Raw genomic sequence first — 26575 nt, forward strand, 5'->3', positions numbered from 1 at the left:
GGGGGAGGGATACCATGGCGCCTTGGAATCTGCATCTGGTCAATGTGCGGCTGCCGCTGCTGGACGAATCGAAGCTCTACGAGCTGAAGGGGGCGGGAGGCCGGTGGACGTCGGTCAAACCGCAGCCGGAAGGGGCCGTGCCGGCCGCCGGGGCGCTGAAGCTGCCTCTGCTGAACGGCCGGCCGCATCATGACGGCGAGACGGTGCGGCTCGACCTTGAGGGGCGCATCCTGCTACCGGGCTTCGTCGATGCCCATATGCATCTCGACAAGGCCTACTCGCTTGCGAAGGTCGGCAACTGCTCCGGCACGCTCGAAGAAGCGGTCCGCAATTACGGAGCCGCGGTACCGGGTTTCAGCCGGGAGGAGATCCGCAGCCGGATCAGGCGCTCGGCGCTGGCCGCTCTCTCGCACGGAACGAGGAGCATCCGGAGCCATCTGGATTTCAACCTGAAGGCGGGCCGGGAGGTGGCGATGCGGACGGTGGAGGCTGCGCTGGAGGTGCGGGAGGAGCTGAAGGCGGTCATTGACCTTCAGTTGTTCCCGATGCTCCCTTACGGTCTGCGTAATCCAGGGACCGAAGAGGCGCTGGCCGAAGCCTTCCGCCTCGGCCTCGACGGGATCGGAGGAGCCCCGCACCTGTCGCCGGAGCCGGAGGCGGATATCGACTGGATCTTCTCGCTCGCCGAGAAATACGGCAGGAGGGTAGATCTGCATGCCGACGAGAGCGACGATCCCGCTGTCCGCACCGTGGCCCACATCGCCCGTCGTACGGTGGACTACGGCATGCAGGGAAAGGTGACGGCGGATCACCTCTGCTCCCTCTCGGCGATGGATGAGGCGGCGGCCGGACAGACGATCCGGTGGATGGCGGAGGCTGGGCTCTCGGCCGTTACGCTGCCGGCCGTGAACCTGTACCTGCAGGGACGCGGAGACCGGGGGCTGGTCCGGCGCGGAACGACCCGCATCCGGGAGCTGCTCGAAGCCGGCATTCCCCTGGCGGCGGCATCCGATAACATCCAGGATCCGTTCCATCCGTTCGGCCGGGGGGATCTGCTCCAGATCGGGCAGATCGCAGGCTATGCCGCCCACCTGGGCGCTCCGGGGGATCTGCGGACGGTGCTGCGCATGCTTACCGTCACTCCGGCACGTATCCTCGGGCTGGACGATTACGGAACCGCAGCCGGTCTGCCGGCCCACGGCGTCGTGCTCGACGCCCGGTCAGTCGACGAGCTCTTCGCCGAGGTGCCGGCCAGCCGCTGGGTTCTCCGGCACGGCGAATGGATCCATGCCTCGGTGCAGCAGCGGGTATGGGATACTCCGCAGCTGGCCCCGGCAGGGCGGGAGGGGAGCCGCTCCGCAGGCGTCGCAGGCAGCAGTGCGGTTTAAGCCGGCGCGGAATGCTGGCCAGCCGCTCTGGCTGCATGGCGTGCAAGCGGCTTGCCACCGTTCTTGACGGGGGGAGTGAAGGAATAAGGAGAGAGCGCCAATGGCCCGCATCACTGTGGTGTATTACAGCGCCTTCGGGCATGTTTACGAGATGGCGAAGGTCGCCTCCCGGGGGGCTGCCGACGTGCCGGGAACCGAGGTCAGGCTGCTGCGTATCGGCGATGACGCACTGGAGCCGGAAGCATACCGGAGCGGCCTGTCCGGCAGTGAGGCAGCGGCCCCCGGGCAGGATGGACTTACCCGTGTGTTTGACATCGAAGACCGGGTCAGGAAGTACCGGGAGAGCCGGGAAGCACAGGCCGGGGTGCCCCTGGCCTCGGCGGCCGATCTCGAATGGGCGGACGGGTGGTGTGGGGGTTTCCCACCTATTACGGCATGATGCCCGCGCAGATGAAGCTCTTCCTGGAGCGGGCCGGTTCACTGAACCTCTCCGGCGGGCTGGAGGGCAAGCCGGCAGGGCTTCTGACGAGTGCCGGCTCGATCCATACGGGCCACGAAGCGGCCCTGCTGACCGCGATGGTTCCCCTGCTCCACTTCGGAATGATCATCGTCGGCTCGCCTTACACGGAGAATCCCGAGTACTTGACGGCAGATGGAATCGGCGGCACGCCTTACGGGCCGAGCACGCTCGCCGGGCCTGATTCCTCCTTGCAGCCGGACGCCCGCGAGCTGACGATGGCGCGGAGGCTCGGCGCACGGGTAGCGGGGGCCGCGGAAGCGCTGGCTCCCTGGAACCGGAGCCGGCGGGAGCGGAGGGGGCTGACGCCGCTTACATAAGGGCGTCCGCACGTGACGCCGATGATCTTGAATTCGCTCTTGTTAAGACTGCGAAATGCCTGCACCATACCCACACGATAACGGAGGTAACCCCCATGAACAGTCCGATACTTCGCGGTTCCCGCTCTGCACGCCGCCCGGCCTCCTCTGCGCTTGCTCTGCTCCTGCTCGGCTTCAGCATTCTCACCGGCTGTACGGCGAAGACGGCGGAAGCGCCGGCCGCCGAAGCTCCCGGCAGCGGCGAGGCGCCGGCCGCCGGAACGAAGGCGGTGCCGGTCACCCAGGTGACGAACTGGTTCGCGGAGCCGGAGCACGGCGGCAATTATGCGGCGCTGGCCAAGGGCTTTTACAAGGATGCGGGCATTGACATGACGATCCAGCCGGGCGGCCCCGGCGTCTCTGCGACCCAGATCGTCGCTTCGGGCAAAGCCCAGTTCGGGATGGGGCAGGCGGACGAGATTCTATTCGCCCGGCAGAACGGGATTCCGCTGGTGGCCATCCTGGCGGCCTTCCAGAAGAACCCGCAGGGCATCATGGTGCATAAGGACCAGAACATCAAGGACATCGCGGGACTGAACGGCCATAAAGTATATGTCGGCAGCGGTGTCGCTTACTGGGAATACATGAAGAAGGCCTACAAGCTGGATGCGGTGCAGGAGTTGAAATATACGGGGTCGCTTGCGAATTTCGTGAATGACAAGACGGCGGCGATCCAGTGCTATATCACCTCGGAGCCGTTCACGATGCAAAAGCAGGGGATCGAGACGGAGGTGCTGCTCAACGCGGACTTCGGCTATAACCCTTATGCCAATGTCATGTTCACCACCGAGAGCTTCCTGAAGGAGCATCCAGAGGTCGTAAGGGGCTTCGTCGAAGCCACCGTCAAGGGCTGGGCGTACTACAAGGACCACGCTTCGGAGATTCATCCTACGATTCAGGCGAAGAACCCCGACCTGCCGATTGCGAATATGGATTACGGCGCGGAGGCCCAAAAGCCGCTCGTCTATGGTGGTGACGCGGAGACGAAAGGTGTGGGGTACATGACCAAGGAGCGCTGGGAGGCACTTGCAAAGCAGCTGGTGGACATCGGTCTGCTGAAGGCGGATGTCGATCCGTCCCAGGCGTTCACGGTGGAGTATCTGCCGAACAAGTGAGTGCGCCGTGACGACCTGCGGCCGGCCGGAGATCGGTACGGGGGAGGGACGGCGACCGGGTTCCCATAGGAAGACAAACCAAAGGAGGCCGGAAATGCAGGGATATGATCTTATCTTTCGCAATGTAAGCCTGCCGGGCGGGGAGAGTCTGAGTCCCGTGGATATTGGGGTCCGGGGCTCGCATATCGCAGCCATCCGGCCTGCCGGCGAGCTGGAGGAAGCGGCGGGCGCCCAGGAAATCGACGGGAGCGGACACTTGGCGCTTCCGCCCTTCGTGGAGCCGCACATCCACCTGGACACCGTGCTGACCGCAGGCGAGCCGGCATACAATGTCAGCGGCACGCTGTTCGAGGGCATCCGGCTGTGGCAGCAGCGCAAGCTGCTTTTGACCGAAGAGGATGTGCTCAGCCGGGCCGAGGCGGTGCTGAGGACGCAGGTGCCGCTGGGCATCCTGCATGTGCGGACGATGGCCGACATCTCCGACCCCCGGCTCACCGCACTCCGGGCGCTGCTCGCGCTGAGGGAGCGGGTAAAGCCTTATGTGAGTCTGCAGGTCATCGCCTTCCCCCAGGATGGGATCCTTGCCTGTCCGGCGAACGAAGCGAGGCTGCGGCAGGCGCTGGAGCTCGGGGCCGACGGGATCGGAGCCATCCCCCACGGGGAGCCGACGCGGGAGGACGGCATCGCTTCGCTCGATATCGTCCTCCGGCTGGCGGAGGAGACCGGCTGCTTCGTTCATGTGTTCTGCGACGAGCTCGACGATCCCCATTCCCGGTTCCTGGAGGCGGCGGCGCAGCGCGCACTGCGCACCGGGCTGCGGGAGAAGGTCACCGCCGCCCACGCCAACGCCACGGCTTACTATCCGGATGCCTACTTCGCGAAGCTGCTCGGCCTGCTCGTCCGCTCCGGCACCCAGATCGTCTCCTGCCCGCTGATCTCCTCGGCGATGCAGGGCCGCTTCGACCCTTACCCGAAGGGGCGGGGGATCGCCCGCATCCGGGAGCTGTGGCAGGGCGGCGTGAACGTGGCCCTCGCCCATGACGACATCCGCTCGCCGTTCTATCCGCTCGGCACGGGTAGCCTCCTGCAGGCAGCGCATATGGCGGCCCATCTCGCCCATATGACGGGGAGCTCCGAGATGGAGGAGCTCGTGCGGATGATCACGGTAAGGGGGGCCAGGGTGCTCGGCATCGAAGGGGAATACGGCCTGCAGGAAGGAAAGCCCGCCTCGTTTGTGCTCTTGAGGGGTTCCGGCAGCGCCGAGCTGCTGCGTACGCAGCCCCTTCCCCGTTATGTGGTCAGCCGGGGCCGGATCGTGGCGGTGACGTCGCCGCCGGTTACGGCGCTGATGGAGGAGTTCGTAACGGGCGGAAGCTTGAAGGAGGAGGCCGTATCATGACGAAAGCCTATACGCTGGAGGAACTCAATGGCATGAACGAGGACGATTTTGTGGGGAGCATCGGGTGGGTGTTCGAGCACTCGCCCTGGGTGGCGAAGCGGGCACATGCCTCGGCGCCCTTCGCGTCCCTGGACGCACTGCATGACTGTATGACCGCGGCAGTAGAGCAGGCGGCGCCTGAGCAGCAGCTGGAGCTGCTGCGGGCGCATCCGGATCTCGCTGGAAGGCTGAAGATGACCGATTCCTCGGTGCGCGAGCAGCAGGGGGCCGGTTTGACCGAGCTCACGGCGGAGGAGTTTTCCCAATTCACGTTCTGGAACAGCGCTTATACGGAGCGCTTCGGGTTTCCTTTTATCCTCGCCGTCCGGGGGCATAACAAGCATTCCATTCTCGCGGCCATGAAGGAGCGCCACAGGAACAACCACGAGGAGGAACGGGAGACGGCACTGCGGGAAGTGGCGCGGATCGCCCGCTTCCGGCTGGAGGACACGGTGGACGGCTGAGCCTATAAGCTAAGCAGATTTGTTCAAGATGGATTCGTACGGCACCCGCATCGCCGGAATCGAACATCTGAGGAAAACGAAGGGAATCGCGAGGGGCGAACCCCGGGTATAGAGCCGCAAAGAGACATGGAGGAGGAGCTGTCATGGGCAGAACGGAAACGGGCAGACGCACGATGTACTACGGCAAAGGGGATGTGCTCGTCTACCGCACCTTCGCCGAACCGCTGACGGAAGTCACACGCATCCCGGAGTCGCCGTTCACGGGTGACGGGAATGTCATCCTGGCGATGAATGTGAAGGCGGCGGTGAAGGGGGAAGCCTTCCTGCCCTCATTCACCCAAGGGGACAATTCGATGGTCGTGGCCACCGATTCGATGAAAAATCTGATCATCCGCCACGCCGCCGACTATGAGGGCAGCACTATCGAAGGATTTTTGTACCACATCGCCGGGATCTTTCTGGGCAAATATGCGCACATCACCACCGTGGAGCTGGAAGCGGACCGCCTGCCGTTCGACGGCCTGAGCGTGGCCTCGCCGGACGGAGGCTGGAGGGAGAGCGGGCTGGTGTTCCGCCGGTCGCATAATGATCATACGTCGGCTTCCATCGTGGTTGAGCGCTCGGAGAAGGGCGGGCTTGCCGTGCTGAAGCAGGAGAGCCTGCTGACCGGCCTGCAGCTCATCAAGGTCAAAGGCAGCTCCTTCGCCGGCTTTATCCGTGACGAGTATACGACGCTGCCCGAGACGCAGGACCGGCCGCTTTTTATCTGGCTGAACATCGGATGGACGTACAAAGACGAGAGCGACGCGATCGATCCGAAGAACGGCCGCTATGCCGCATCGGAGCAGATCCGGGATATTGCGCACACGGTGTTCCATGAAGCGAACTCTCCGTCGATCCAGCATCTCATCTACCGGATCGGGCTGCGTATTCTCGCACGGTTCCCGCAGCTGGCCGAGGTGCGCTTCGAGTCGAACAACCGGACCTGGGAAACGGTGGTGGAGAGTGTGGACGGCTCCGACGCCAGAGTCTACACCGAGCCGCGTCCGCCGTACGGCTTCCAGGGCTTCTCGATGACGCAGGAGGACCTGGCCGCCGCCGCAGGCGGATTGGACAGCGAGGCGGCAGCGGCGATCGAGACCGAATCGGCGGTTCGTTCGGAGGCGCCGACCTCATGAGAAGCGGCAGACTGACGACCCATGTGCTCGATGTCTCCTGCGGCCGCCCGGCCCGGGGGATGGGGGTGGAGCTCCGGCGCCTGACCGAGAGTGGGGCTTGGGAGCTGCTGAAATCGGCCGTGACCAACGATGACGGGCGGCTGGATGAACCGCTGCTCGCAGGAGAGGCGATGCAGGCAGGCAGGTATGAGCTTCTCTTCCTGGCGGGTGCGTACTTCCGCAGTGAAGGAGCGGGAGGGGATGCCTCCTATCCGTTCCTGGAGGAAGTGCCGGTGCGGTTCGGCATAGGGGACCCGCAGGCCCACTACCATGTCCCGCTGCTTGCCGCTCCGGGCGGATACAGCACATACCGGGGCAGTTAGAGCCGAAAGCCGAACGGAATGGTATAGATAAGATGGATGATGGAGCGACCGGCAAATGCGAACAGCAGGCCGGATACCAGATGCCGGGTACGTTGAAGGCAGCTGGAGGTCCGCGGAGAAGGAGGAATCACGCATGGGCTTGACTTCTTATGATCTGATCGTCCGGGGCGGCCGGGTGGTGATGCCGGACGGTGTCCGGGCTGCGGAGATCGGCATCAGGGACGGGAAAATCGCCGCGGTCGCCGAACGGCTTGATGCGGACGAAGACTGCGAGGTCCTTGACGCCTCAGGCCGGGTGGTGATGCCGGGAATGATCGATGCCCACGTGCATCTGAATGAGCCGGGGCTCGGCGCCTGGGAAGGCTTCGTCAGCGGGTCGGCGGCGCTTGCGGCCGGCGGCTGCACGACCTGCATTGACATGCCGCTGAACGGCGTGCCGCCTACGGTGAACCTTCCCGCGCTGCAGGCCAAGCTGGAAGCGGCGCAGGGCCGGTCCTACACGGATTTCGCCCTGTGGGGCGGTCTCGTGCCGGGCAACCGGGCGCAGCTGCGCGGCCTGCAGGAGGCGGGCTGCGTCGGCTTCAAGGCTTTCATGTCCGAGCCGGGCGGCGAAGGCGAGGAGGTCTTTGCCCGTGCGGACGACGTTACTCTGCTCGAGGGTATGCGGGAGATTGCGTCGCTGGGCGGCGTGCTGGCGCTGCACGCGGAGAGCGAGATGATCGTCTCGAAGCTGGCCGCAGCCAGCGTGGAAGCCGGCAAGACGGGCGCGATGGACTATGCGGCATCCCGCCCGGTGATCGCGGAGACCGAAGCGGTGGCCCGGGCGCTGTTCTATGCGGAGCAGACGGGCTGCGCGCTGCATTTCGTCCACATCTCCTCGCCGGCTGCGGTGGCCCTGATCGCCGCTGCGAAGCTCCGGGGGCTGGACGTCACCGTCGAGACTTGCCCCCATTATCTTGTGCTGGAAGCCGGTGACATGGAGACGATCGGCAAGCGGGCGAAGTGCGCGCCCCCGCTGCGCGGACCATCCGAGCGGGAAGGTTTGTGGCAGGCGCTGCGGGACGGAGGGCTCGATCTGGTCGCCTCCGACCACTCGCCCTGCCCGCCGGAATTGAAGCTCTCCGCCGACTGGTTCGAGGTCTGGGGCGGCATCTCGGGTGCTCAGAGCTCGCTGGAGCTGCTCGTGGATGAAGGCCACCTGAAACGCGGGATTCCGCTGGAGCGGATCGCCGCGGTGCTCTCCGAGGGTCCGGCGAGGCGGTTCGGTCTCTACGGCCGCAAGGGCTGCATAGCCGAGGGCTTCGATGCCGACCTGGCGCTGGTTGATCTGGAGAAGGGCTACATCCTCACGGAGGAGCTGCTGCTGGACCGCCACCGGCAGAGCCCGTATACCGGCAGAGCCTTCGGCTGCCGGGTGGCCGCGACGCTGGTGCGGGGACGGGTCGTGTACCGGGCGGAGGAGGGGATCTCCGGCGAGCCGGCCGGGGTATGGGTCAGGCCGCAGGTACGCGGCGGTTCCGAAGCGGCTGCAGAAACGACTGCAGATGCGGCTTCAGGTGCCGTTTCAGGTGCGGCTGCTGAAGCGGCCGCAGCCCGGGACGAGCGGACCGGTGAGGCGGACTAGGCCGGCTTGCAACTCGATGGACCCGAACGGAAGTGAAGTTGACGACACAGGGAACGGGAGGGACAGCACATGGCCAAACTTCAGCCGCAGGAAGGGATGGGAGCTTGGCGGCCCGCCGGGCCCGGGGACTTGCAGGAGCTGGCCGGCCGGATCACCGCGCTGCTCGATGCATTCGGACGGTGCGGGGCCGATCCGGACGGTGGTTATACGAGGGCTTTGTACAGTGCGGCTTGGCAGGAAGCCCAGTCCGCGGTAAGGCAGGAGATCGAAGGCGCCGGGCTGACAGCCTATTATGACGAGACGGGAAGCTTGTTCGGCCGTCTGCAGGGGACCTCGGAGGAGGAGGGCACTGTACTGACCGGCTCCCACATCGATACGGTCCGCTGCGGCGGCCTCTATGACGGAGCAGCCGGCATCGCGGCCGCGATTGCCGCCATCGAGCTGCTGCACCGCCGGTGCGGGCAGCCGAGGCGCACGCTCGAAGCCGTCTCGCTTTGCGAGGAGGAAGGCAGCCGCTTCCCGCTGACTTACTGGGGCTCGGGCAGCATGACCGGCCGCTATGCGCCGGATGCCCCGCCCGAAGCGGCGGATGCAGGCGGCATAACGCTGGCGGAGGCGATGCAGGCGGCCGGCTTCGGGCCCGGCACGCACCGCAGCGCCCGGCGCACGGATATCGGCGCCTTCGTGGAGCTGCATATCGAGCAGGGCGCCGTGCTGGAGCAGGAGCGGCTCGACCTCGGCGTCGTACTCGGTATTACCGGGCAGCGGCGCTGGACCTTCACGCTGCGCGGAGAAGCCAACCATGCCGGCACGACGCCGATGCGGCTGCGCCGGGATGCGCTCGCCGGCGCGTGCGAGATGATCCTTGAGGCGGAGCGGCGGGCCCGTGCCTACGGGGAAGCGATGGTAGCGACCGCCGGCTCGATCCGTGCCGCTCCAGGGCTCTCGAACGTGATCCCGGGCCAGGCGGTGTTCACCCTGGATGTGCGGCATCCGGACGGCGATACGCTCCAAGCGTTCTGCGATGAGCTGTACGGCGTGTTCGAGGGAATGGCAGCCGCCCGGGGGCTGGAATTCGCCGGGGAGCAGTGGATGAACGTGCTTCCCGCACCCATGGACGCACGCCTCTGCGAAGCGGTCGAGACGGCCGCGAAGGGCCTCGGGCTTCGCAGCCGCCGGATGTACAGCGGAGCCGGCCACGACGCCCAGGTGTTCAGCGGGCTGTGCCCTGCCGCGATGCTCTTCGTTCCAAGCCGAGGTGGCATCTCGCACGCACCGGAGGAATATACGTCGCCGGAGGAGCTGGCCCGCGGGGCTGCCGTTCTGTGCAATGTGCTGTACACGCTTGCTTACGAAGAGATAGAGAAAGGGGAGTCCCCGCATGAAAACATACGGTGACCTGTCACCCTCGCTGCGCACCATCATGACGCCGGGTCCCGTCGAAGTCGATCCCCGGGTGCTTCGGGCGATGTCTTACCCGGTCCTGGGCCAGTTCGACCCCGAATTTACCGGACTCATGAACGAGACGATGGAGATGCTGCGCTCCCTGTTCGTTACGGGGAACCAGTGGGCGTATCCGGTGGACGGCACGTCCCGCTCCGGCATTGAAGCCGTCCTGACGAGCCTGATCGAGCCCGGTGATACGGTGTTCGTGCCGGTATACGGCCGCTTCGGCTATCTGCTGATGGAGATCGCGGAGCGCTGCGGCGCCGAGGTCTCCTTCATCGAAAAGGAATGGGGCAGCGTCTTCGACCCGGAAGAGATCATCCGGCATCTGCGTCAGCACCGGCCCAAGATCGCAGCCGTGGTGCACGGCGAGACGTCCACCGGCTGCATGCAGCCCTTGAAGGAGATTGGGGAGGCCTGCCGGGAGCTCGATATCCTGCTTGTCGTCGACGCGGTGGCCACCATCGGCGGGACGCCGGTGGAGACCGACGAGTGGAAGCTCGACGCCGTCATGGGCGGTACGCAGAAGTGTCTCTCGGTGCCTTCGGGCCTCGCTCCGATCACCTACAACGAGCGGGTGGAGGCCAAGGTGCTCCGGCGCAAACGGATCGAGCGCGGCCTGCGCGACCCGAAGCTTGCCGCAGCGCCTTCCTTGGAACCGGCCGGCCGGGTCATCCGCAGCAATTATTTCGACCTCGCGCAGCTGCAGGATTACTGGAGCCCGGCACGGCTCAATCACCATACGGAAGCGACTTCGATGCTGTATGCGCTGCGGGAAGGGCTGCGGATTCTGCTCGAGGAAGGGATGGAGGCCCGCTTCGCCCGCCACCGCCAGTGCGAGCAGGCGCTCGTAGCCGGCATTCAGGCGATGGGGCTGTCGCTGTACGGCAGTCCGGCCTGCAAGCTGCCTGTCGTCACGTGCATTCCGGTGCCCGCAGGCGTGGACGGCGAATCGGTCCGGTCGATGCTTCTTGAGGATTTTGGGATCGAGATCGCTTCTTCCTTCGGTCCCCTCAAAGGCAAAATCTGGCGTATCGGCACCATGGGCTTCTCGGCCCGCCAGAAGAACGTGCTTCATGTGCTCGGTGCCCTCGAAGCCGTACTCATCCGCCACGGGGTCAGCGTGGCCCGCGGCGAAGGCGTTCAGGCAGCGCTCGATGTATACCGGAACGGGAAGGAGGCCTCCTATGCGTAATGCAATGCCGGCGGGCTACCGCTCGATGGTCACGTCTCCCCATTACCTGGCTTCCGCGGTGGGCTCCGCGATCCTCCAGCAGGGCGGCAACGCCTATGATGCTTCGGTTGCCGTCAGTGCGGCACTGGGTGTCGTCTATCCGCACATGACCGGGCTCGGCGGAGACGCGTTCTTCCTGATCTACGACGCGGCCTCCGGCAAGGTCGACGGCTTGAACGGCAGCGGCCGGGCGGGCCGCGGGGCCACGATCGACGCCTTTACGCGTCAGGGCTTGTTCGCGATACCGCACCGCGGACCGCTCAGCGCCGTAACGGTGCCGGGGATGGTCGATGCCTGGTGGGAGGTGTGGCAGCGCGGGGGCCGGCTCCCCTGGGCCGAGGTGCTGGAGCCCGCCCGCCGCTATGCGGAGGAAGGATTCCCGATCTCGCGGGATCTTCACCGCTGGATGCAGCGGGACGAGGCGTGGCTGCGCCAGGATGCGGGGCTCCGCTCGCTGTACTTCAGCGGCGGCCGGCTGCTCGGCGAAGGGGAGCGGCTCCTGCAGCCGGATCTTGCCGCCGCGCTCCGTACGCTCCAGGAAGAGGGGCGGGACGCTTTCTACACCGGCCCGCTCATGAAAGGGATCACGGACGGGCTGCAAAAGGACGGTGGGCCGCTCGTCCCCGATGATTTTGCAGCACATCGCAGCACCTGGGTTCAGCCGGTCTCGACGACCTACCGCGGCCGCGAGGTGCTGCAGATGCCGCCGAACTCGCAGGGCTTCTCCGTCCTGATGATGCTGAACATGCTGGAAGGCATGGACCTCTCGGCCATCGGCCGGAACTCGGCGGAGTTCTATCACCTCGCCGCGGAAGTTGTGAAGCGGGCGTTCCGTGACCGCGACAGGTACCTCACCGATCCGGAGTTCGCCAAGGTTCCGCTGAAGCAGCTCCTGAGCAAGGAATACGCACAGACGCTGGCCGCGGGCATTAAGCGGCTGCCGCCGATCGCCGCTCCGCACTTGTCGCCGGCCTCCGGCCAGGATACCGCGTATGCGGCGGTTGTGGATGAAGCCGGAAATGCGGTATCATTTATCCAAAGCCTGTATTTCGACTTCGGATCGGCTTATATGCCGGAAGGCACAGGGATCCTCCTGCAGAACCGCGGCTCGTTCTTCTCGCTTGACGAGACGCATGTCAACGCGCTGGCCCCCGGCAAGCGCACTTTCCATACCCTGATGCCCGGCATGCTGATGGAGGACGGCTCGCCTTCGCTGCTCATGGGTACGCAGGGCGGGGAGGGCCAGCCACAGACCACCCTGTCGCTGATCACCGGCGTCGTGGATTACGGTTGTACGATCCAGGAAGCGGTGGACCTGCCGCGCTGGGTGTACGGCCGGACGTGGGGCGAGGACAGCGATGTGCTGCGGATCGAGGACCGCGGATTCGGCGCAGAGGCGGACCGCCTCCGGGCGTGGGGACACAACGTCCAGCTCTTCGGTGCATGGGACGGTATCATGGGCCAGGCGCAGGGCATCCGCATTGCAAAAGACGGCCTGCGGACCGGGGCGGCGGATCCTCGCGGGGACGGTGCCGCGATCGGACGGTAGCCGTGCCGTCCGTCACCGGTGCCTCAAGCAACTAAGAACAAAAGGACGGTAACTCATTTATGCTCGCAACACTATGGAAGCTGTTTTTCTCCTTCGGTACGGCCACTATGCTCGGCTACGGTGGGGGGCCTTCGATCATCCCGCTGTACGAGGATCAGGTGGTGAACCGCAACCAGTGGATGGACACGGCGGAGTTCGGGCGGGCGCTGGCCTTCGGCAATGCGCTTCCCGGACCCATCGCGACGAAGCTGGCCGCCTACATCGGCTATAAGGTGGCCGGCTGGATGGGCGGCGCGGTCGCTCTGGCGGCGGTCGTGCTGCCTACCGCACTGCTGATGATCGCGCTGGCCGGCGTCATGCTGAAGCTCGAGGGCAACCCGTACGTGAGGGGCATGATCCGCGGCATCCAGCCGGTCATCTTCGTCATGATGGCGATGCTTGCCTATGACTTTGCCAAGTACGCGTTTCAGTCCTCGGCCGGGCCGGTCTCGTTCCTGCCGTTCGCCATTGCGGCCGGTTTCTTCATCCTGGTGCAGTACCTGCAGATCAACGCGGTATGGGGCATCCTCCTGTCGCTGGGCATCGGCGCCTTTTTCCTGCGGGGATAGGTTCATCTGCCCGGGCTTCACCCGAGCATGAGCCTGGGGCAATCCGCCCCAGGAATCTCGTAACGCCAAAGAAGCACCTTCGTTTCGCTAATCCGCGAACGAAGGTGCTTCTTTGGCAATGGGGAGCAGCTCGGCCTTCCGCGCTTAGAAACGTGCCTGCCGCCGTCCCGCAAGAATATCGGTTGAACTATGTCCCCAGAACGCCGTCTCAGCACGAAGACTGCTTGATCATCGCGAGCTTGGCGGCGCAGCGGCGGCGGTACAGCATCGTCCATACAACAGCAGAGCCGATGAACCCGTACAGCACCAGATGGGAGAGGGCCAGATACGTTTCGATGGACAGCTCATTCACCATGAGGATGCGGACCGCCGCTTCCGACATCAGGATCAGTCCCCAGACCAGGGTCATGCGCTTCATGACACCGCGGAAGTAGGCATACTGCCAGTTCTCGGGAAAAGGACTGTTAGGCGCAAACCGGACGGCGAGGTAATAGATGAGCGGCCGCGGGAAGAGCAGGGAGCCGAGGAAGAAAAGTCCGACGCCGGCCGTGATCAGGGACTCTCGGACAAGCAGGATCTTCTCGCTCCCGCCCATCCAGACCAGCGCCAGCGAAAGGAGCAGGGTGAAGAGCATGAGTGAACCGAAGGCATCGAGCCTGCGGTGCCGGATCAATTGGACCGCATTGTCCGCCAGCGGTACCAAGGTGGCAATTGACAGGGCGGCCATGCTGCTCATGTGGGCGGACAACCATACATACAGTCCCCAGGGCAGCAAGCCGTTGAGGATCAGGGTAACAAGGAGATAGGTGCGTTTGGACATTTCGTTCAGCTCCCGACTTGGAATAAATTGTGTTATGAATGATATAGGTACAAATTAACATATAAATTCTTTGCATGTCAATCTTTATTTATGTTAAAATGAACCTATGTCAACGGTGCTGATCAAAACACAGTGTCCGAAGTTGAACTATGCTTAGAGAGGATGCGCCACCATGAACTCGATTCGCTATGCCCTGCTTTCCTTATTGGCACGTGAGCCTCTCAGCGGTTACGATATCAAGCAGCATATGAACGGCAGACTGGGTCCCTTCTGGAAGGTCGGAAGCAACCAGGTTTATCCCGAGCTGTCCAAGCTGGAGGGGGAAGGGCTGATCCGGCTTCAGGGCGTGGAACAGCTTTCGTACCGTCCGGCGAGGAAGGTGTATGAGCTGACAGACCCCGGAAGGGAGGCGCTTGCGGAGTGGGTCCTGGAACCGGCCGAGACGGAATTCAGCCTGCGCGACGATTTTATCCTCAAGGCCTATAATTTATGGCTTGTGGAGCCTGAGCAGATGATCCGGCAGCTCGAGCGGATTCAGCAGCAGCATGAAGCGAAGCTGGCGGCTTATCTGGACAAATCGGCGGAGCTGGAGCAGGCGCTGTCCGGCAAGACGAGCAGTGACCCGTTGTACGGAACGGCCGCGGTATTGGACTTCGGGATCCGCCACGAGCGCCAGTACTTGGAGTGGTGCCGGGAGTGGATCCGCCGGCTGAACGGAGAAAGCGCCGGTCCAGAGTAGCTTGCTGAATCTGCGGGGCAAAGGGGTGTAAGGCAGCCGATGGTTCGGCTGCCTTTGTTTTGCTGCTCGGAGGGGAGCGGGTGTTCGAAAACCGCATTCGCTTATGCACGGTTAAGTAGTGGGTTAATGCTTGTCTGCAATATACTTGTTTGCATGTATACGCGGCAGGCGGCAGTATGATTGAAGTGTTCTACAATGTCAAGGCGATTGTGATCGACGGGGAGAGCAAACCGCTGGATGAGCAGGCCAAGCCGTTTCTCAATAACGGGACGACCTATGTGCCGCTCCGGTTCATTGCCGAGGCGCTCGGTAAAGACGTCAGTAGGGATGGTGCGACGGGAAGGCTGGGGCTATCCCGTAACATCATCTGCATGGTTTAGGCTGCCGGCTTGACGGCGGCCTATGCTGCGTCCAGGGACGGGGAGCTGCAGGGGAGATCGGTCAAGATGACTTGGCTTGCAGCCGGAGCACGAGGGAGCATTTATTTTCAACAAGTTACAAGATACATAATATATAATATGTAAACAAAATGCCCCCTCTGAACCTATCCAAGGACTCCATAAGAGCCTGCCATCGAACGGATAATTTAAAATATATACTTGTTTTAAATATACTTGTTTTCACGTTTTAAAAGTGGTCCAAACCCGTCCCTCCCTCGTACCGTCGTACTCGGTCCCGCTTCTCTCTCCTAAGGAACAAAACTCTTCAGTATAAAGGGGGAGGACAGCCGGAAGGGCAGCGTGAAGTTCAATTTATACCATAAGACATCCGGCTCCGCGGGAAGTCATACAATAGTTCAGTACAGTGCGTCGAATAACATAATAAATATCACATTTGGCGAATTATTATAACACAATGTTCGGATGTAAAGGGTTACATTCGGCCTATTTTTGCATAATTCATCTATGCGTACGTTTTTTTTGCTGATATACTGAATTCGTGGGAAAGTTCAGTATTTTCCAACTATTGAGGGGAGTTGAACTCATGAGCGTCCTACCGAAAAAGAACGACCTCGGCTTCTTCGAAATCCGTCTCGAGTCCATCGGCGGCCTGGGCGCGAACCTGGCAGGCAAAATGCTGGCCGAAGCGGGCGTCGTCGGAAGCGGGTTTAACGGTGTCAGCTTCTCTTCTTACGGGTCCGAGAAAAAGGGATCTCCCGTTAAGGCACATATCCGGTTCTGTGATATGACCACGAATATCCGGGACACGACGCCCGTAGAGCGGCCGCATGTCGTAGGCGTCTTTCACGAGAATCTGTCGAAGACCGTGAATGTCATCAGCGGAATGTACGAGGACAGCCTCGTGCTCGTCAATTCGTCCAAGAGCCCGGCGGAGCTGAAAGAGAAGCTGAAGCTGGTCGGCGGTACGATCGCCGTCGTCGATGCCACGGGTATTGCGCTCGAAGAGAAGAACCGGGTCAACATGGCCATGCTCGGCGGGCTGTTCCGGCTCTGTGAGTTCCTTGATTTTGAACACATGAAAGGCATCATCCGCAAGTCCCTGGAGAAAAAATACCCCGGTGCCGTCGAGCCCGCCCTGCGGACGTTCCAGCGCGGATACGATGAAGTGCAGTTCCAGACCTTCGCGCTGCCTGAAGGACTCGAGATGCCGATGCCGAAGCGGTGGGACATTCCAGTCTACGGCTATGAGACGCAGGCGATCGGCGGGATGGTGTCCAACCCGGGCAACTCGATCCTGAAAGACCTGAGCATCTCGCGCAGCGGAATGATGCCCCACTTCGACGAAGAAAAGTGCATTCACTGCGCCGCCTGTGATACGGCCTGTCCCGACTTCTGCTTCGTGTGGGACGAGGCCGCCGACAAGAAAGGCCGTCCGCAGATGTTCCTGCAGGGCATTGACTACCAGTACTGCAAGGGCTGTCTGAAGTGTGTGGTGGCCTGTCCGACTGAAGCGCTTACATCCAACCGGGAAACGGATGGCTACGGGGAAGCCCACCGCGTTCCGCACCGGTTCAACCTGGCAGTAAAGTCCGGCTGAGCGGCTGCGCCCTGCTGTCAGACCGTTCCAGCTGGTCAATAACGCGAGAAGCGGGATGTTCCGCATACGCGCTCCTTTCTATTTGAGTATGAAGATCCGGGAGAGGTGAAGAGAAGCGATGGCAATCGAGATCAATAATGAGGTCAGTTCAGGTACGGTCGAACAGCGGATGGTATACGAGTCCGGCAACGAGATGGCAGCTTACGCGGCTCACCAGATCAACTATCATGTCATGGGGTATTTTCCGATCTCCCCGTCGACCGAGGTGGCCCAGTTCCTCGATCTGATGAAAGCGAACGGCCAGCATGACATCAAGCTGATCCCGGCCGACGGCGAGCACGGCTCCGCGGGGATCTGCTACGGTGCCTCCACGGCGGGCGGACGCGTCTTCAATGCCACTTCGGCGAACGGCTACCTGTATATGCTCGAGCAGATGCCCGTGCAGTCCGGCACCCGGTTCCCTATGGTCATGAACCTCGTCTGCCGCTCGGTATCCGGTCCGCTCAACATCCACGGCGACCACTCCGACCTGTATTATGCTCTGAATACGGGCTGGCCAATTCTCATGTGCCGCGACCCGCAGGCCGTCTACGACATGAACATCATGGCGATCAAGCTGGCGGAGGATCCGGAGGTGCGCCTGCCGGTCATCGTGGCGTCGGACGGGTACTTCACGTCCCACCAGAAACGCCGGGTGCAGACCTTCGCGCACAAGTCGGACGTGCATGCGTTCATCGGCGAGCAGCCGAAGCAGTTCCCGCACGTGCTCGACCGCAACAACCCGATCACGGTCGGTCCTTACATGAACGAGCCGGATTATATCAACAACTGCTATCAGCAGTCCCAGGCCATGTATAAGGCAGGCGAGGTGTTCGACCGTATCCAGCAGGAGTACCAAGTGCTGACCGGCCGCGACTACCCGATCCTCGACCTGTACCGGATGGAGGACGCGGAGGTGGCCGTGTTCCTGATGAACTCCGCTTCGGAGATCATCAAGGATGTCGTGGACCAGCTGCGGGCCCAAGGCATCAAGGCCGGCTCGATCGCGCCGAACATGATCCGTCCGTTCCCGGCGAAGCAGATCGCCGAGGTGCTGAAGAACGTCAAGGCCGTGACGATCGGCGACCGTGCGGATTCCTACGGCGCCCATGGCGGCAATATGACGCTTGAGATTAAGGCGGCGCTGTTCACCGAAGGCAACCGGGATACGCAGGTCGTTTCCCGCGTGTACGGCCTTGGCGGCAAGGACTTCTATGCCGAAGACGGCCACGCGTTCTTCGGGCTGGCGATTGAGGCGGCGAATGCCGGCCGGGTGGCCGTGCCGTTCGATTACTACGGCCACACGCCGGGCGATCCGACGAAGCGGCCGGAGCGTGTCATCGAGCCGATGCGCTACGAGGACCTGAAGACCGGGCTCATCACGGTGAACAAGGATGAAGCCACCGGCCAGCTCAAGGTCAAGGTTCCACCGCTGCGCAGCCTGACGAAGAAGCCGAAGCGGCTGGCTCCGGGGCACGGCGCCTGTCCGGGGTGCGGGATTTTCTCCGGGCTCGAGCTCTTCTTCAAGGGCATCGAGGGCGACATCGTGGCGCTGTTCCACACCGGCTGTGCGATGGTCGTCACTACCGGCTACCCGTACTCCTCGCATAAGGCGACGTATATCCACAACCTGTTCCAGAGCGGGGCGGCTACGCTGTCCGGCGTCGTGGAGATGTTCTGGGAGCGCAAGCGTCGCGGCGAGCTCGACCACCTGAACCTGCCGGACGACTTCACCTTCGTCATGATCACCGGCGACGGCGGCATGGACATCGGGATGGGGCCGGCGATCGGCGCGGCACTGCGCAACCACAAGATGGTCATCCTGGAGTACGATAACGAGGGGTACATGAACACAGGGGCGCAGCTGTCGTACTCGACGCCGCTCGGCCACCGGACCTCGACGTCCAACGTCGGCAAGCACCAGGGCGGCAAGCTGTTCCACCACAAGGATACGCCGCAGATCATGGCGTCGACGAACATTCCTTACGTGTTCACAGGCAGCGAAGCGAATCCGCAGGACCTGCTGAAGAAAGCCGCCAAGGCCCAGTACTATGCGCAGAATGAGGGGCTCGTCTACGGCAAGATTCTCATCACGTGTCCGCTGAACTGGCTCTCCGAGGAGCAGATCGGGCAGACCCTGATCGACCAGGCGGTGAACTCCTGCTTCTTCCCGCTCTATGAGATCGAGAACGGCGTGACGACGATCACCTACAATCCGGAGGAGAAGAGCAAGCGGATCCCAGTCGGCGAATGGCTGAAGAATATGGGCAAAACCAAGCATATGACCAAGCCGGAATACGCGGAGGCGCTGCTCTCGTTCGAGAACGAAGTGGAACGCCGCTGGAACCGACTGAAGGCCAAGCACGAGCATCCCGACCTCTAGGGCACGCCAAGTCCACGGCGCAATCTCCTCCACCGAGGGGGTTGCGCCTTTCTTTTGAAGGAGCTGGAAGGGTGTCTATCCGAGAGATGCATTGGAGAAGAATAAGAAAGGGGGTACGCCCATGCCGTATATACTGCGCCACAAGGAGACCGGTGAGATCGCCGCGAGCCTGCAAAAAAACCACTACGACCTCGTCTACTACGGCGTGAAATTGTGGAACAGCGAGAAGGAGGCGCTTGAAGAGAGGGAACCTTATCTTGAAGCGGAGTGCTTCCCTGAGCCGGACCGCTGGGAAACGCTGCTCGTCCGGGAGGAGCGCGCGAAGCTGATGAATGTGAAGCTGAAGAACGATCCGGCCCGCCGGGTGTACATGGACGCAGGGGGAGTCTTGACCGTTCAGGCCGACGAAGGCCCGCAGGAGACCGTATCGTAGAGAGGGGAGTGAGATGCCAGGACATGGAGCAGAATCCTTATAGGAGCTATGAATCCGTCTGGGGGGAGCCCGGGGCATTGGACTCGTTCCGCCGGGAGATGACCGAGGGGGGCTTCACGCCGTTCCGGCTGTTCCTCGAGGGCTTCCGGGAGCGGCTGAAGACGTTCGGAGACGGTGAGACGGAGCGGATGCGTGCCCTCCTCGACACGGCGAAGGGGTTGTTCCCAGAGCCGCGCGTCTTCAGCCCTTCGTGGGCCCTGGTGTGGGATGAGTTCGAGGGCATCCTTATCACCAAAAGCGCGGTGCTCGCCTCGATCCCGGAAGAGGAGCGGGACGGCGAATGGCAGATCATCCTCGACAACCCGTTCACGAACACCGATCTGGTATGTTATCCCGGGATGACGTTCATGAACGCCGCTTACATGTATGCTTACTTCCGTACCGATCTCAAGCAGAACGAGTACCTCCGTCTGCAAAAGGTAGCCACCCTGATCGTGTCCCAGGGCGGCGAGGAGCTTGGTTTGGTCACCGCAATGAAGGAAGACCGTTGAGGGTTCAGCGGTCTTTTTTGATCGTTACCGGGATTCCGGAATTGCTTATGCTTACAGGCCGGATGGGGCTATCGCGGACGCGACGGCCTTACCGGATCGGCCGGTCTTTCGGCTGACGGGCTAAAGCGATACACCGCGGTTGGTGCTGCCGACCGGAAGCCTGCGGCTCAGCGGGCGGAGCAGGTACGAGGCGGCAACCAGCACCAGGAAGACCAGCGGGCCGGCGATCGCCGCGGGACCGTCTCCCGCGAGCAGATGCGATGCCGCCGCACCGGTGAGCGCGAAGGTAAAGCCGGCGTAAGCCCACTCCTTCAAGCGCGGAAAGCCCGGGAGGACGACGGCCATGGCGCCCAGGAGCTTGAAGACGCCGAGGATCACGGCAAAATAGGCCGGATAACCGAGGTGAGCGAGGGCACTGACGGCCTGTGGATGCCGCATCACGTGAAGGGTACCGCCGATCACAAAGCTCGCCGGGCCCAAGATCGTAGTGACCCAGTAGGCGATGAGTTTGATTTTGCTGTTGTTCATTGGAAACTTCTCCTCTGCGCGATAGGTGTGGATGCGGCGCTCTGCTGCCATCGTGCATCGGCCGAATCCGTATACTCTTACTCTACCGCATGGGGGCAGTCTGGGTTTCTTTTGCTTTGCGGTGTTGAGCTTTGCTGCGGAGGGGCGCCTATGATCCCAAGTACTTGGCGCTGACCCGGGGGAGGAAGGCGAATGATTAAGATAGTGTTACACTGCCGCCCATGCTAAAATATGGATAAAAAGACAGGGCATTCGAGATCACCGTGCTCTGGGATGAAGTCCGTAAGAAGGTGACCGAGGAGAAGGTGCGGAGGCTGGGATGAACGGAGGGAGTCATCGTGTACGATTACATCAGCATTTATTCCGACAAATCCTACTCGGGGACGATTAGTGCAGATCATCTGGAGACCTATTTGATGTCTACGCTGAATTTTACCAAGGAAAGCCATCTGAGGTTCTTGAAGGTGATGAGAGGCGAAACCATACGTCTGACAGGAATCGCTGCGAATGAAAAAGGAGGCTTCCCCATGAACATCTCCCTGCAAAAAGCCGTCGAATCCGACGCTGAACGTATTTTCAGTATGCAGGTCCGAGCCTTTCTCCCCCTGCTGGAGAAGTATCAAGACTATGAGACCTCTCCGGCCAACATGACCGTGGAGCAGGTCAGGGCCCGGATCAGGCAACCGCAGAGCCGCTATTATCTTATCTTGTCGGATGGCCAGCCGGCCGGAGCTATACGTGTCGTGCGGCGTGAGGAAGAGAAATATTGGATTTCGCCGATATTCATTCTCCCCGAATACCAGGGCAGAGGGCTCGCGCAGAGAACGATCGAGCGGGTCTGGGAACTGCACTCCGAGGCTCCCTGCTGGCATCTGGCCACACTCCTGGAGGAGGAACGCAATTGCTATCTGTATGAGAAAATGGGATTTGTCCGAACGGGGGAGCAGAAGCGGCTGAACGAGAGGGCTACCCTGGTCTTCTACCGGAAAGAATGCACAAGTTGAAGTGGCTTATCATTCCACCATACGATGAAACAGGAGGTGGCGGCCTACGGCCGCTTTACGCGCATGAATGAACGAACACCCAAAGTGCCGCAGAGCTTAACGGCAGACTCGCAGACGCAGTCGTTTTTAAAGCTGAAAGGGCTGTCGGTTATCGAATCCTGTACGCTAACCGTGAATAAACAAGGCTCCATGTATTTGGAGGACCATCTTTTGCTGGTCGTGAACCGCGGCAATTACATGATTCGGTACGGAGAACAGCAGTTTACCGTTCGTCCGGGCCAGATGGTACTCCTCCATAAAGCCATTGCCGTGCAGTACGAAAAGTTCGGCGATCCGGATGATATGCTTCTCGAGTATATGATGTTTTTTCTAAAGGATGACCTGCTGACCGACTATATGAAGACAGCGAATCTTTCGCCGCTTCGACCCCATGCGCACGTTCCGGTTTCGATCCTGCCGGTCACGGAACGGTTGAAGAAGTACGTGGACTCGCTGAGGCCGTATTTCAGCGAACCGGAGAGGATTGAGAGCGAGCTGGTCCGGCTCAAGCTGCTGGAGCTTTTGTTCGACGTGGCCGATGCCGATTCGGATTTTTTGTGCCAGATTCTGCAGCTGAAACGGCGCAGCGATACGAGCATTGCGGCGGTTATGGAAGAAAATTGGATGAATCCGGTATCGATTAACGATTTGGCGTACTTGTCGGGACGAAGCGTATCGAGCTTCAAACGGGAATTTCAAACGATGTACAACACTCCGCCGTCCCAATGGATCCGCGAGCGGCGGTTGGATAAAGCAAAGGAATTGCTCGCCAAATCGTCGATGTCGGTCACGGACGTATGTTTTACGACAGGCTTCGAGAACGTCGCGCACTTTTCCAAGACGTTCAAAAAGCATTTCGGCTTCCCGCCTTCCTCGATCAGGCAGCAATCCGTCTAATTGAGCCGAATTGACAAATAAACTGAACCGTACGGCAAAGTGGGGAACGTATTGTCCTGTTATTCTTAACTCATCGGCCGATCACTTACGCTGAAGATGAGAAGGGATGAAGGGACAATGAAAAGTAAAGTATGGCTGGTCACAGGCGCATCGAGAGGAATCGGGCTGGAAATCGTGCAAGCGGCGCTGCAAGCCGGACATCAAGTGGCGGCGGCGGTCCGCAGCAAACCGGAGCAGCTCGCTGCCCGGCTGGGTCATCCTCCTAATTTGCTAGTTACGGTGCTGGATGTAACGGACGAAGATCAGGCGAAGGAAGCCGCGGAGGAAACGGTACGTCATTTCGGGCGCATCGACGTCCTCGTCAACAATGCGGGCTTCGGGCTGCTCAGCGCCGTGGAAGAAGCGACAGATGCGGAAGTCAGACACAATTACGAAGTGAACGTCTTCGGCAGCCTGCACGTGATTCGCGCAGTTCTTCCGCAGATGAGGAAGCAGCGTTCGGGGCACGTCATCAATCTTTCGTCGGTTGGCGGACTTACCGGCCTCGCCGGATGGGGCTTGTACTGTTCTACGAAATTCGCGATCGAAGGAATCACGGAAGCGATGGCTCAGGAGCTGGCCCCTCTTGGCATCTACACGACCGCAGTGGAACCGGGCTTCTTCCGGACGGAGTTCCTTGATGCGAGTTCCCTGATTCGAACCGGGAACGTGATCGACGATTATGCGGAGACGGTAGGCGAAATGCGGGGATTTGCAACCCAGGTGAACAAGAAGCAGCCTGGCGACCCCGAAAAATTGGCCCAAGCGATCCTGACGCTGGCGGGCTCCGAGCATCCGCCCGTTCACCTGCCGCTCGGCAAGGATACGCTGGCCTATTACAAGGAAAAGAAAGACAGGATGGACAATGAAATCGAACAATGGTACGACGTCATCACAGGCACGGATCATGATGATGTGAAGTAATCGAATCGCGGCAAGGCCAGGGCATCCCCCCTGGTCTTTTTTCATATAGGCGATTTTTGTTCGCAATAGGTAAGAAAGGGAAGAATCAGGAGGGTTGACTAGAATAATAAGTGTACATATAATAAGTATACATATTAATTTAGAAAGGGGCAGCGATACCGGGATGCAGTTCGATCATGAGGAACATTCGCTCGGATTTATCCTGAATACAACGGCTTCACTGATTAAGAGAGTCATGAGCACGCATATGAAGCCTCTCGATCTTACGCCGGAGCAGTTCGGGGCACTGATGCAGCTCAGTATGCGGGACGGGATCAGCCAGAAGAAACTGGCTGAAGTGATGTATAAAGACCAGCCGACGGTCGGCAAGATTATCGAGAAGCTTGAGAGCAAAGGCTGGGTGCGCCGGGAACCGGATCCGGCCGACCGCAGGGCTTTTGTGCTCCGTCTCACGGAGGAAGCAGACAGCAAGCGTGCAGACCTGCAGGCCTATTCCGACCAAATGTATGTTCAGGCATTGGATGGCGTAACGCAGGAAGAGTTCAAGGAATTGATTCGGATCATCAACAAGATTAACCGCAATTTGGTAAAGTAGTAGAGTTTGGCAGCCAGAGAGAGAAAAGGATGGATGGAATTGAAATCAACTGTAAAATCCCTGCTTCAATTGGTACCGACCCGGGTAGGCCTCGTGTTTGCGATCTTCGTGCCGATGATCTTCACAATCATCTGGATGACGGGGTACAGCGGAGCGACGGAGCGGATCGACCGGCTTCATATCGGTCTGGTGAATGAGGATGCGCAGAAGGGGACAGCCCTAGCGGATTATGTGTCTCAGCATGCACCGTTCCAGACGGAGATCGAATCGTCCCGCCGGGATGCGCTGGCGAAGCTGAATGAGGGGGAGACGGATATGGTGATCGTCATCCCTGCCGATGTATCGGCTGAGGCGAAGGAGCGCGGCCATGCGAAGCTGACGTATTATGTCAATGAGCGCAATTCCGAGATGGTGAAGTCAGTGATGGAGGGCATGGCGGGCAAACTCACGGCCCAGCTTAACACGGTCGTGGTCCCGGATGCGAAGCCGCTTCCGATCCAGGCGGAGATTGTGAAGATGAACGGCGTCTCGGACTTCTCCACCTCGATGCTGCCGATGATCCTTGGCTTCCTGCCTTATATTGCCGTGATGACGATGAACATCCAGTTCAATCTTGCCTCCCAGATCCTGAAGCGGCAGTATGGCCGGTGGCGGCTGTTCTTTGGGCGGCAGATCATCCTCGCTGCGGTCACCGTTATCGTGCCGCTCGTGCTGGCTGTGATCTGCAAGCTGTTCCTGACCGTAAAGGGAAGCTTCTGGCAGGTGTGGGGCTTTGAGATGCTCGTATTTGCCGCATGCATCGCCGTGACACAGCTCGCCTTCGTGCTCTTCGGCAATGCGGGGCCGCTCTTTAACATCTTCCTGATCCCGATCCAGCTCATGACGGCTGGGAACATTATCGCCGCTTCGATGCTCTCTCCGCTGTACCGTCATCTGGGGGCTTTCCTCCCGGTTCCCAATGGGGTCCAGGGGGCGATGAATCTGGTGTATGGCGGAGGTTCTTTAACGGAATATGCGGTTTCCCTTGTTCTAATCACCTTAACCGCCTGGGGGCTCAGCGTGCTTCGGATCGCGGGGATCAAGGAGGCGCCTGCGGTTGTCCCGGCACAGTCTGCGGCTTAAGCCGGGGTATTCCACTGGCAGACCCAAAGAGAGAGTTCTTCCAATAAAGGAGGGACTCTCTTTTTGACGTTCTTATATGTATAGAAAAAGGGCCCCGCCACGACGGTGGCGGAGCCCGCTGAATGAAGCTCTGTGGCTGTGATGCGCTTGTTCAGGCCCTTAGGCCGCCGCTGCGCCTTGGATCGGCTCATTCTGCTCCTGATTTCGGGTCATGAACCACAGCGTGGACCAGATCAGGACGAAGCCGACGAGCTGGCCGGCGGTGAGAGCCTGGTGGAACACCAGCCAGTTCACGAGGATACCGACCGCCGGGAAGGACAGCTCCGCGAGGGTCGCGTAGGATGCCTTCGTGCTGGACAGCCCCTTGTAGTACAGGAGCAAGCTGAGCAGCCCCGGGAAGAACGCCTGGAAGAGCAAGTTGATACCGATGACGGTCAGCGCGCCGGCACTGCCGGTCACCGCCCAGGCGTCTCCGCTGACCGCCAGCAGGGCGGACAGCAGGGGCAGCGCCAGCAGGAAGCGCAGGGACGTCACGACCGGGAAGTCCAGCCCCTTGCCGAGCAGGTATTTGCCCATCACCGTCGATCCGCCCCAGAGGGAGGCGGCGAGGATCGAGAAGAGGCAGGCGACCGTGCCGAGATCCGTCCAGCCGAGCTGCGGTGCGGCGAAGCCGAAGGTGAGCAGATAAGTACCGGCCAGTGCGAGGGCCAGGTACGTGAAGAACCGGGACGGCAGGGCTTCCTTCAGAAGCACGCGCGCCAGGATGATTGCAAACAGGGGCTGCAGCTTCTGCAGCAGCAGGATCGCATTGGCATTGCCGTGCGAGAAGGCGGCCGTGAAGAGCACCGTGGCGATCGCCGAGCCGCCCCAGGAGATGAAGAGCAGGGCGCCGATCACGCCCCAGCTCCATTTGCCGCCGAGCGACCGGCGGTGCTTGAGGAGCAGCGGGACGGCGACGAAAGCGAGCAGCACATGCTCGATGAAGACGATCTGGGCCGATGTGAAGCTCTCGAGGAGCAGGATGCGGAACAGGGGATCGAGCCCCCACAGGACGGCCCCGAGGGCCACATACCAGATGCCAAGCGAGCCGCGGGTCCGGCTCCAGGTCATGCTTTTGCTGCTGAGACTGCTGACTGCGTTTGCCAATTCAAAAACCTCCCAAGAATGATGTGGTGTTTGAAT

Annotated in this window: 25 protein-coding genes and 1 pseudogene; 23 read left to right on the top strand and 3 right to left on the bottom strand. The window is 61.4% G+C overall.

Annotation, left to right across the window (positions count from 1 at the left end; all coding sequences use genetic code 11):
* Positions 1-14: 14 nt before the first annotated feature.
* The 12 genes and pseudogenes from ACP26L_RS16985 to ACP26L_RS17040 all read left to right on the top strand — a co-directional run bounded on the left by ACP26L_RS16985 (position 15) and on the right by ACP26L_RS17040 (position 13282).
* The gene (locus ACP26L_RS16985) at positions 15-1388 is read left to right on the top strand and encodes an amidohydrolase family protein (protein WP_426454264.1); all 1374 of its coding nucleotides are present in this window, start codon (positions 15-17) and stop codon (positions 1386-1388) included.
* A 100-nt stretch (positions 1389-1488) separates the two neighbouring features.
* Positions 1489-2225 (top strand): annotated as a pseudogene (wrbA, locus tag ACP26L_RS16990) (NAD(P)H:quinone oxidoreductase type IV).
* A gap of 95 nt (positions 2226-2320) precedes the next feature.
* Positions 2321-3379, top strand: coding sequence for an ABC transporter substrate-binding protein (locus tag ACP26L_RS16995; RefSeq protein ID WP_426454266.1), 1059 nt, complete (start codon positions 2321-2323; stop codon positions 3377-3379).
* Between the two features lie 94 nt (positions 3380-3473).
* On the top strand, positions 3474-4778 hold the full coding sequence (locus ACP26L_RS17000) for an amidohydrolase family protein (RefSeq protein WP_426454267.1): 1305 nt from the start codon (positions 3474-3476) through the stop codon (positions 4776-4778).
* Positions 4775-5281, top strand: a complete 507-nt coding sequence (gene uraD / locus ACP26L_RS17005) for a 2-oxo-4-hydroxy-4-carboxy-5-ureidoimidazoline decarboxylase (protein WP_426454269.1) — start codon at positions 4775-4777, stop codon at positions 5279-5281. The genes ACP26L_RS17000 and uraD overlap by 4 nt, the downstream gene beginning before the upstream one ends.
* Before the next feature lie 143 nt (positions 5282-5424).
* Entirely contained in the window at positions 5425-6459 is a 1035-nt protein-coding gene (gene pucL / locus ACP26L_RS17010; RefSeq protein ID WP_426454271.1) for a factor-independent urate hydroxylase, read from the top strand.
* On the top strand, positions 6456-6821 hold the full coding sequence (gene uraH, locus ACP26L_RS17015) for a hydroxyisourate hydrolase (RefSeq protein ID WP_426454272.1): 366 nt from the start codon (positions 6456-6458) through the stop codon (positions 6819-6821). Before pucL ends, uraH begins: the two co-directional genes overlap by 4 nt.
* Positions 6822-6954: 133 nt before the next feature.
* Positions 6955-8445: an allantoinase AllB gene (gene allB, locus ACP26L_RS17020; RefSeq protein ID WP_426454274.1), complete on the top strand. Its 1491-nt coding sequence runs from the start codon at positions 6955-6957 to the stop codon at positions 8443-8445.
* Positions 8446-8514: 69 nt separating this feature from the next.
* Positions 8515-9843, top strand: coding sequence for a Zn-dependent hydrolase (locus ACP26L_RS17025; RefSeq protein WP_426454276.1), 1329 nt, complete (start codon positions 8515-8517; stop codon positions 9841-9843).
* A complete protein-coding gene (locus ACP26L_RS17030) occupies positions 9827-11086 on the top strand; it encodes a pyridoxal-phosphate-dependent aminotransferase family protein (RefSeq protein WP_426454277.1) in 1260 nt (419 codons plus the stop codon). Before ACP26L_RS17025 ends, ACP26L_RS17030 begins: the two co-directional genes overlap by 17 nt.
* Positions 11079-12674 carry a gamma-glutamyltransferase gene (ggt, locus tag ACP26L_RS17035; RefSeq protein ID WP_426454279.1) on the top strand — a complete coding sequence of 532 codons (1596 nt, stop codon included), beginning with the start codon at positions 11079-11081 and terminating at the stop codon, positions 12672-12674. The genes ACP26L_RS17030 and ggt overlap by 8 nt, the downstream gene beginning before the upstream one ends.
* 59 nt (positions 12675-12733) lie before the next feature.
* Positions 12734-13282, top strand: a complete 549-nt coding sequence (locus ACP26L_RS17040) for a chromate transporter (RefSeq protein ID WP_426454281.1) — start codon at positions 12734-12736, stop codon at positions 13280-13282.
* Between the two features lie 208 nt (positions 13283-13490).
* Here the strand turns inward: ACP26L_RS17040 and ACP26L_RS17045 are convergent, their stop codons facing one another.
* Positions 13491-14102 (bottom strand): VC0807 family protein, encoded by a 612-nt coding sequence (locus ACP26L_RS17045; RefSeq protein ID WP_426454282.1) that lies wholly within the window; start codon positions 14100-14102, stop codon positions 13491-13493.
* 172 nt (positions 14103-14274) lie between these two features.
* On the opposite strand from ACP26L_RS17045, the gene ACP26L_RS17050 reads away from it, so the two are divergent.
* From ACP26L_RS17050 to ACP26L_RS17075, 6 genes are all read left to right on the top strand, one after another.
* Positions 14275-14841, top strand: coding sequence for a PadR family transcriptional regulator (locus ACP26L_RS17050; protein WP_426454284.1), 567 nt, complete (start codon positions 14275-14277; stop codon positions 14839-14841).
* A gap of 176 nt (positions 14842-15017) precedes the next feature.
* Positions 15018-15221, top strand: a complete 204-nt coding sequence (locus ACP26L_RS17055) for a stalk domain-containing protein (protein ID WP_426454286.1) — start codon at positions 15018-15020, stop codon at positions 15219-15221.
* Between the two features lie 604 nt (positions 15222-15825).
* Entirely contained in the window at positions 15826-16839 is a 1014-nt protein-coding gene (locus ACP26L_RS17060; protein WP_426454287.1) for a 2-oxoacid:acceptor oxidoreductase family protein, read from the top strand.
* A 118-nt stretch (positions 16840-16957) separates the two neighbouring features.
* Positions 16958-19261 (top strand): thiamine pyrophosphate-dependent enzyme, encoded by a 2304-nt coding sequence (locus ACP26L_RS17065; RefSeq protein ID WP_426454289.1) that lies wholly within the window; start codon positions 16958-16960, stop codon positions 19259-19261.
* A 121-nt stretch (positions 19262-19382) separates the two neighbouring features.
* The gene (locus ACP26L_RS17070; protein ID WP_426454291.1) at positions 19383-19694 is read left to right on the top strand and encodes a hypothetical protein; all 312 of its coding nucleotides are present in this window, start codon (positions 19383-19385) and stop codon (positions 19692-19694) included.
* A gap of 23 nt (positions 19695-19717) precedes the next feature.
* Positions 19718-20245, top strand: a complete 528-nt coding sequence (locus tag ACP26L_RS17075; protein ID WP_426454292.1) for a hypothetical protein — start codon at positions 19718-19720, stop codon at positions 20243-20245.
* Between the two features lie 120 nt (positions 20246-20365).
* On the opposite strand, the gene ACP26L_RS17080 is transcribed toward ACP26L_RS17075, so the two are convergent.
* On the bottom strand, positions 20366-20773 hold the full coding sequence (locus ACP26L_RS17080; protein WP_426454294.1) for a DoxX family protein: 408 nt from the start codon (positions 20771-20773) through the stop codon (positions 20366-20368).
* Between the two features lie 527 nt (positions 20774-21300).
* Here ACP26L_RS17080 and ACP26L_RS17085 point away from each other — a divergent pair.
* The 5 genes from ACP26L_RS17085 to ACP26L_RS17105 all read left to right on the top strand — a co-directional run bounded on the left by ACP26L_RS17085 (position 21301) and on the right by ACP26L_RS17105 (position 25393).
* Positions 21301-21777, top strand: coding sequence for a GNAT family N-acetyltransferase (locus tag ACP26L_RS17085; RefSeq protein WP_426454983.1), 477 nt, complete (start codon positions 21301-21303; stop codon positions 21775-21777).
* Positions 21778-21840: 63 nt separating this feature from the next.
* Positions 21841-22713 (top strand): helix-turn-helix domain-containing protein, encoded by an 873-nt coding sequence (locus tag ACP26L_RS17090; RefSeq protein ID WP_426454296.1) that lies wholly within the window; start codon positions 21841-21843, stop codon positions 22711-22713.
* 117 nt (positions 22714-22830) lie between these two features.
* On the top strand, positions 22831-23676 hold the full coding sequence (locus ACP26L_RS17095; protein ID WP_426454298.1) for an oxidoreductase: 846 nt from the start codon (positions 22831-22833) through the stop codon (positions 23674-23676).
* A gap of 163 nt (positions 23677-23839) precedes the next feature.
* Positions 23840-24271: a MarR family winged helix-turn-helix transcriptional regulator gene (locus ACP26L_RS17100; RefSeq protein WP_426454300.1), complete on the top strand. Its 432-nt coding sequence runs from the start codon at positions 23840-23842 to the stop codon at positions 24269-24271.
* Between the two features lie 33 nt (positions 24272-24304).
* Positions 24305-25393: a YhgE/Pip domain-containing protein gene (locus ACP26L_RS17105; protein WP_426454302.1), complete on the top strand. Its 1089-nt coding sequence runs from the start codon at positions 24305-24307 to the stop codon at positions 25391-25393.
* A 159-nt stretch (positions 25394-25552) separates the two neighbouring features.
* Here the strand turns inward: ACP26L_RS17105 and ACP26L_RS17110 are convergent, their stop codons facing one another.
* On the bottom strand, positions 25553-26539 hold the full coding sequence (locus ACP26L_RS17110; protein ID WP_426454304.1) for a DMT family transporter: 987 nt from the start codon (positions 26537-26539) through the stop codon (positions 25553-25555).
* Positions 26540-26575: the final 36 nt, after the last annotated feature.

The organism is Paenibacillus sp. S-38 (assembly GCF_049942825.1).
Lineage (GTDB): Bacteria > Bacillota > Bacilli > Paenibacillales > NBRC-103111 > Paenibacillus_G.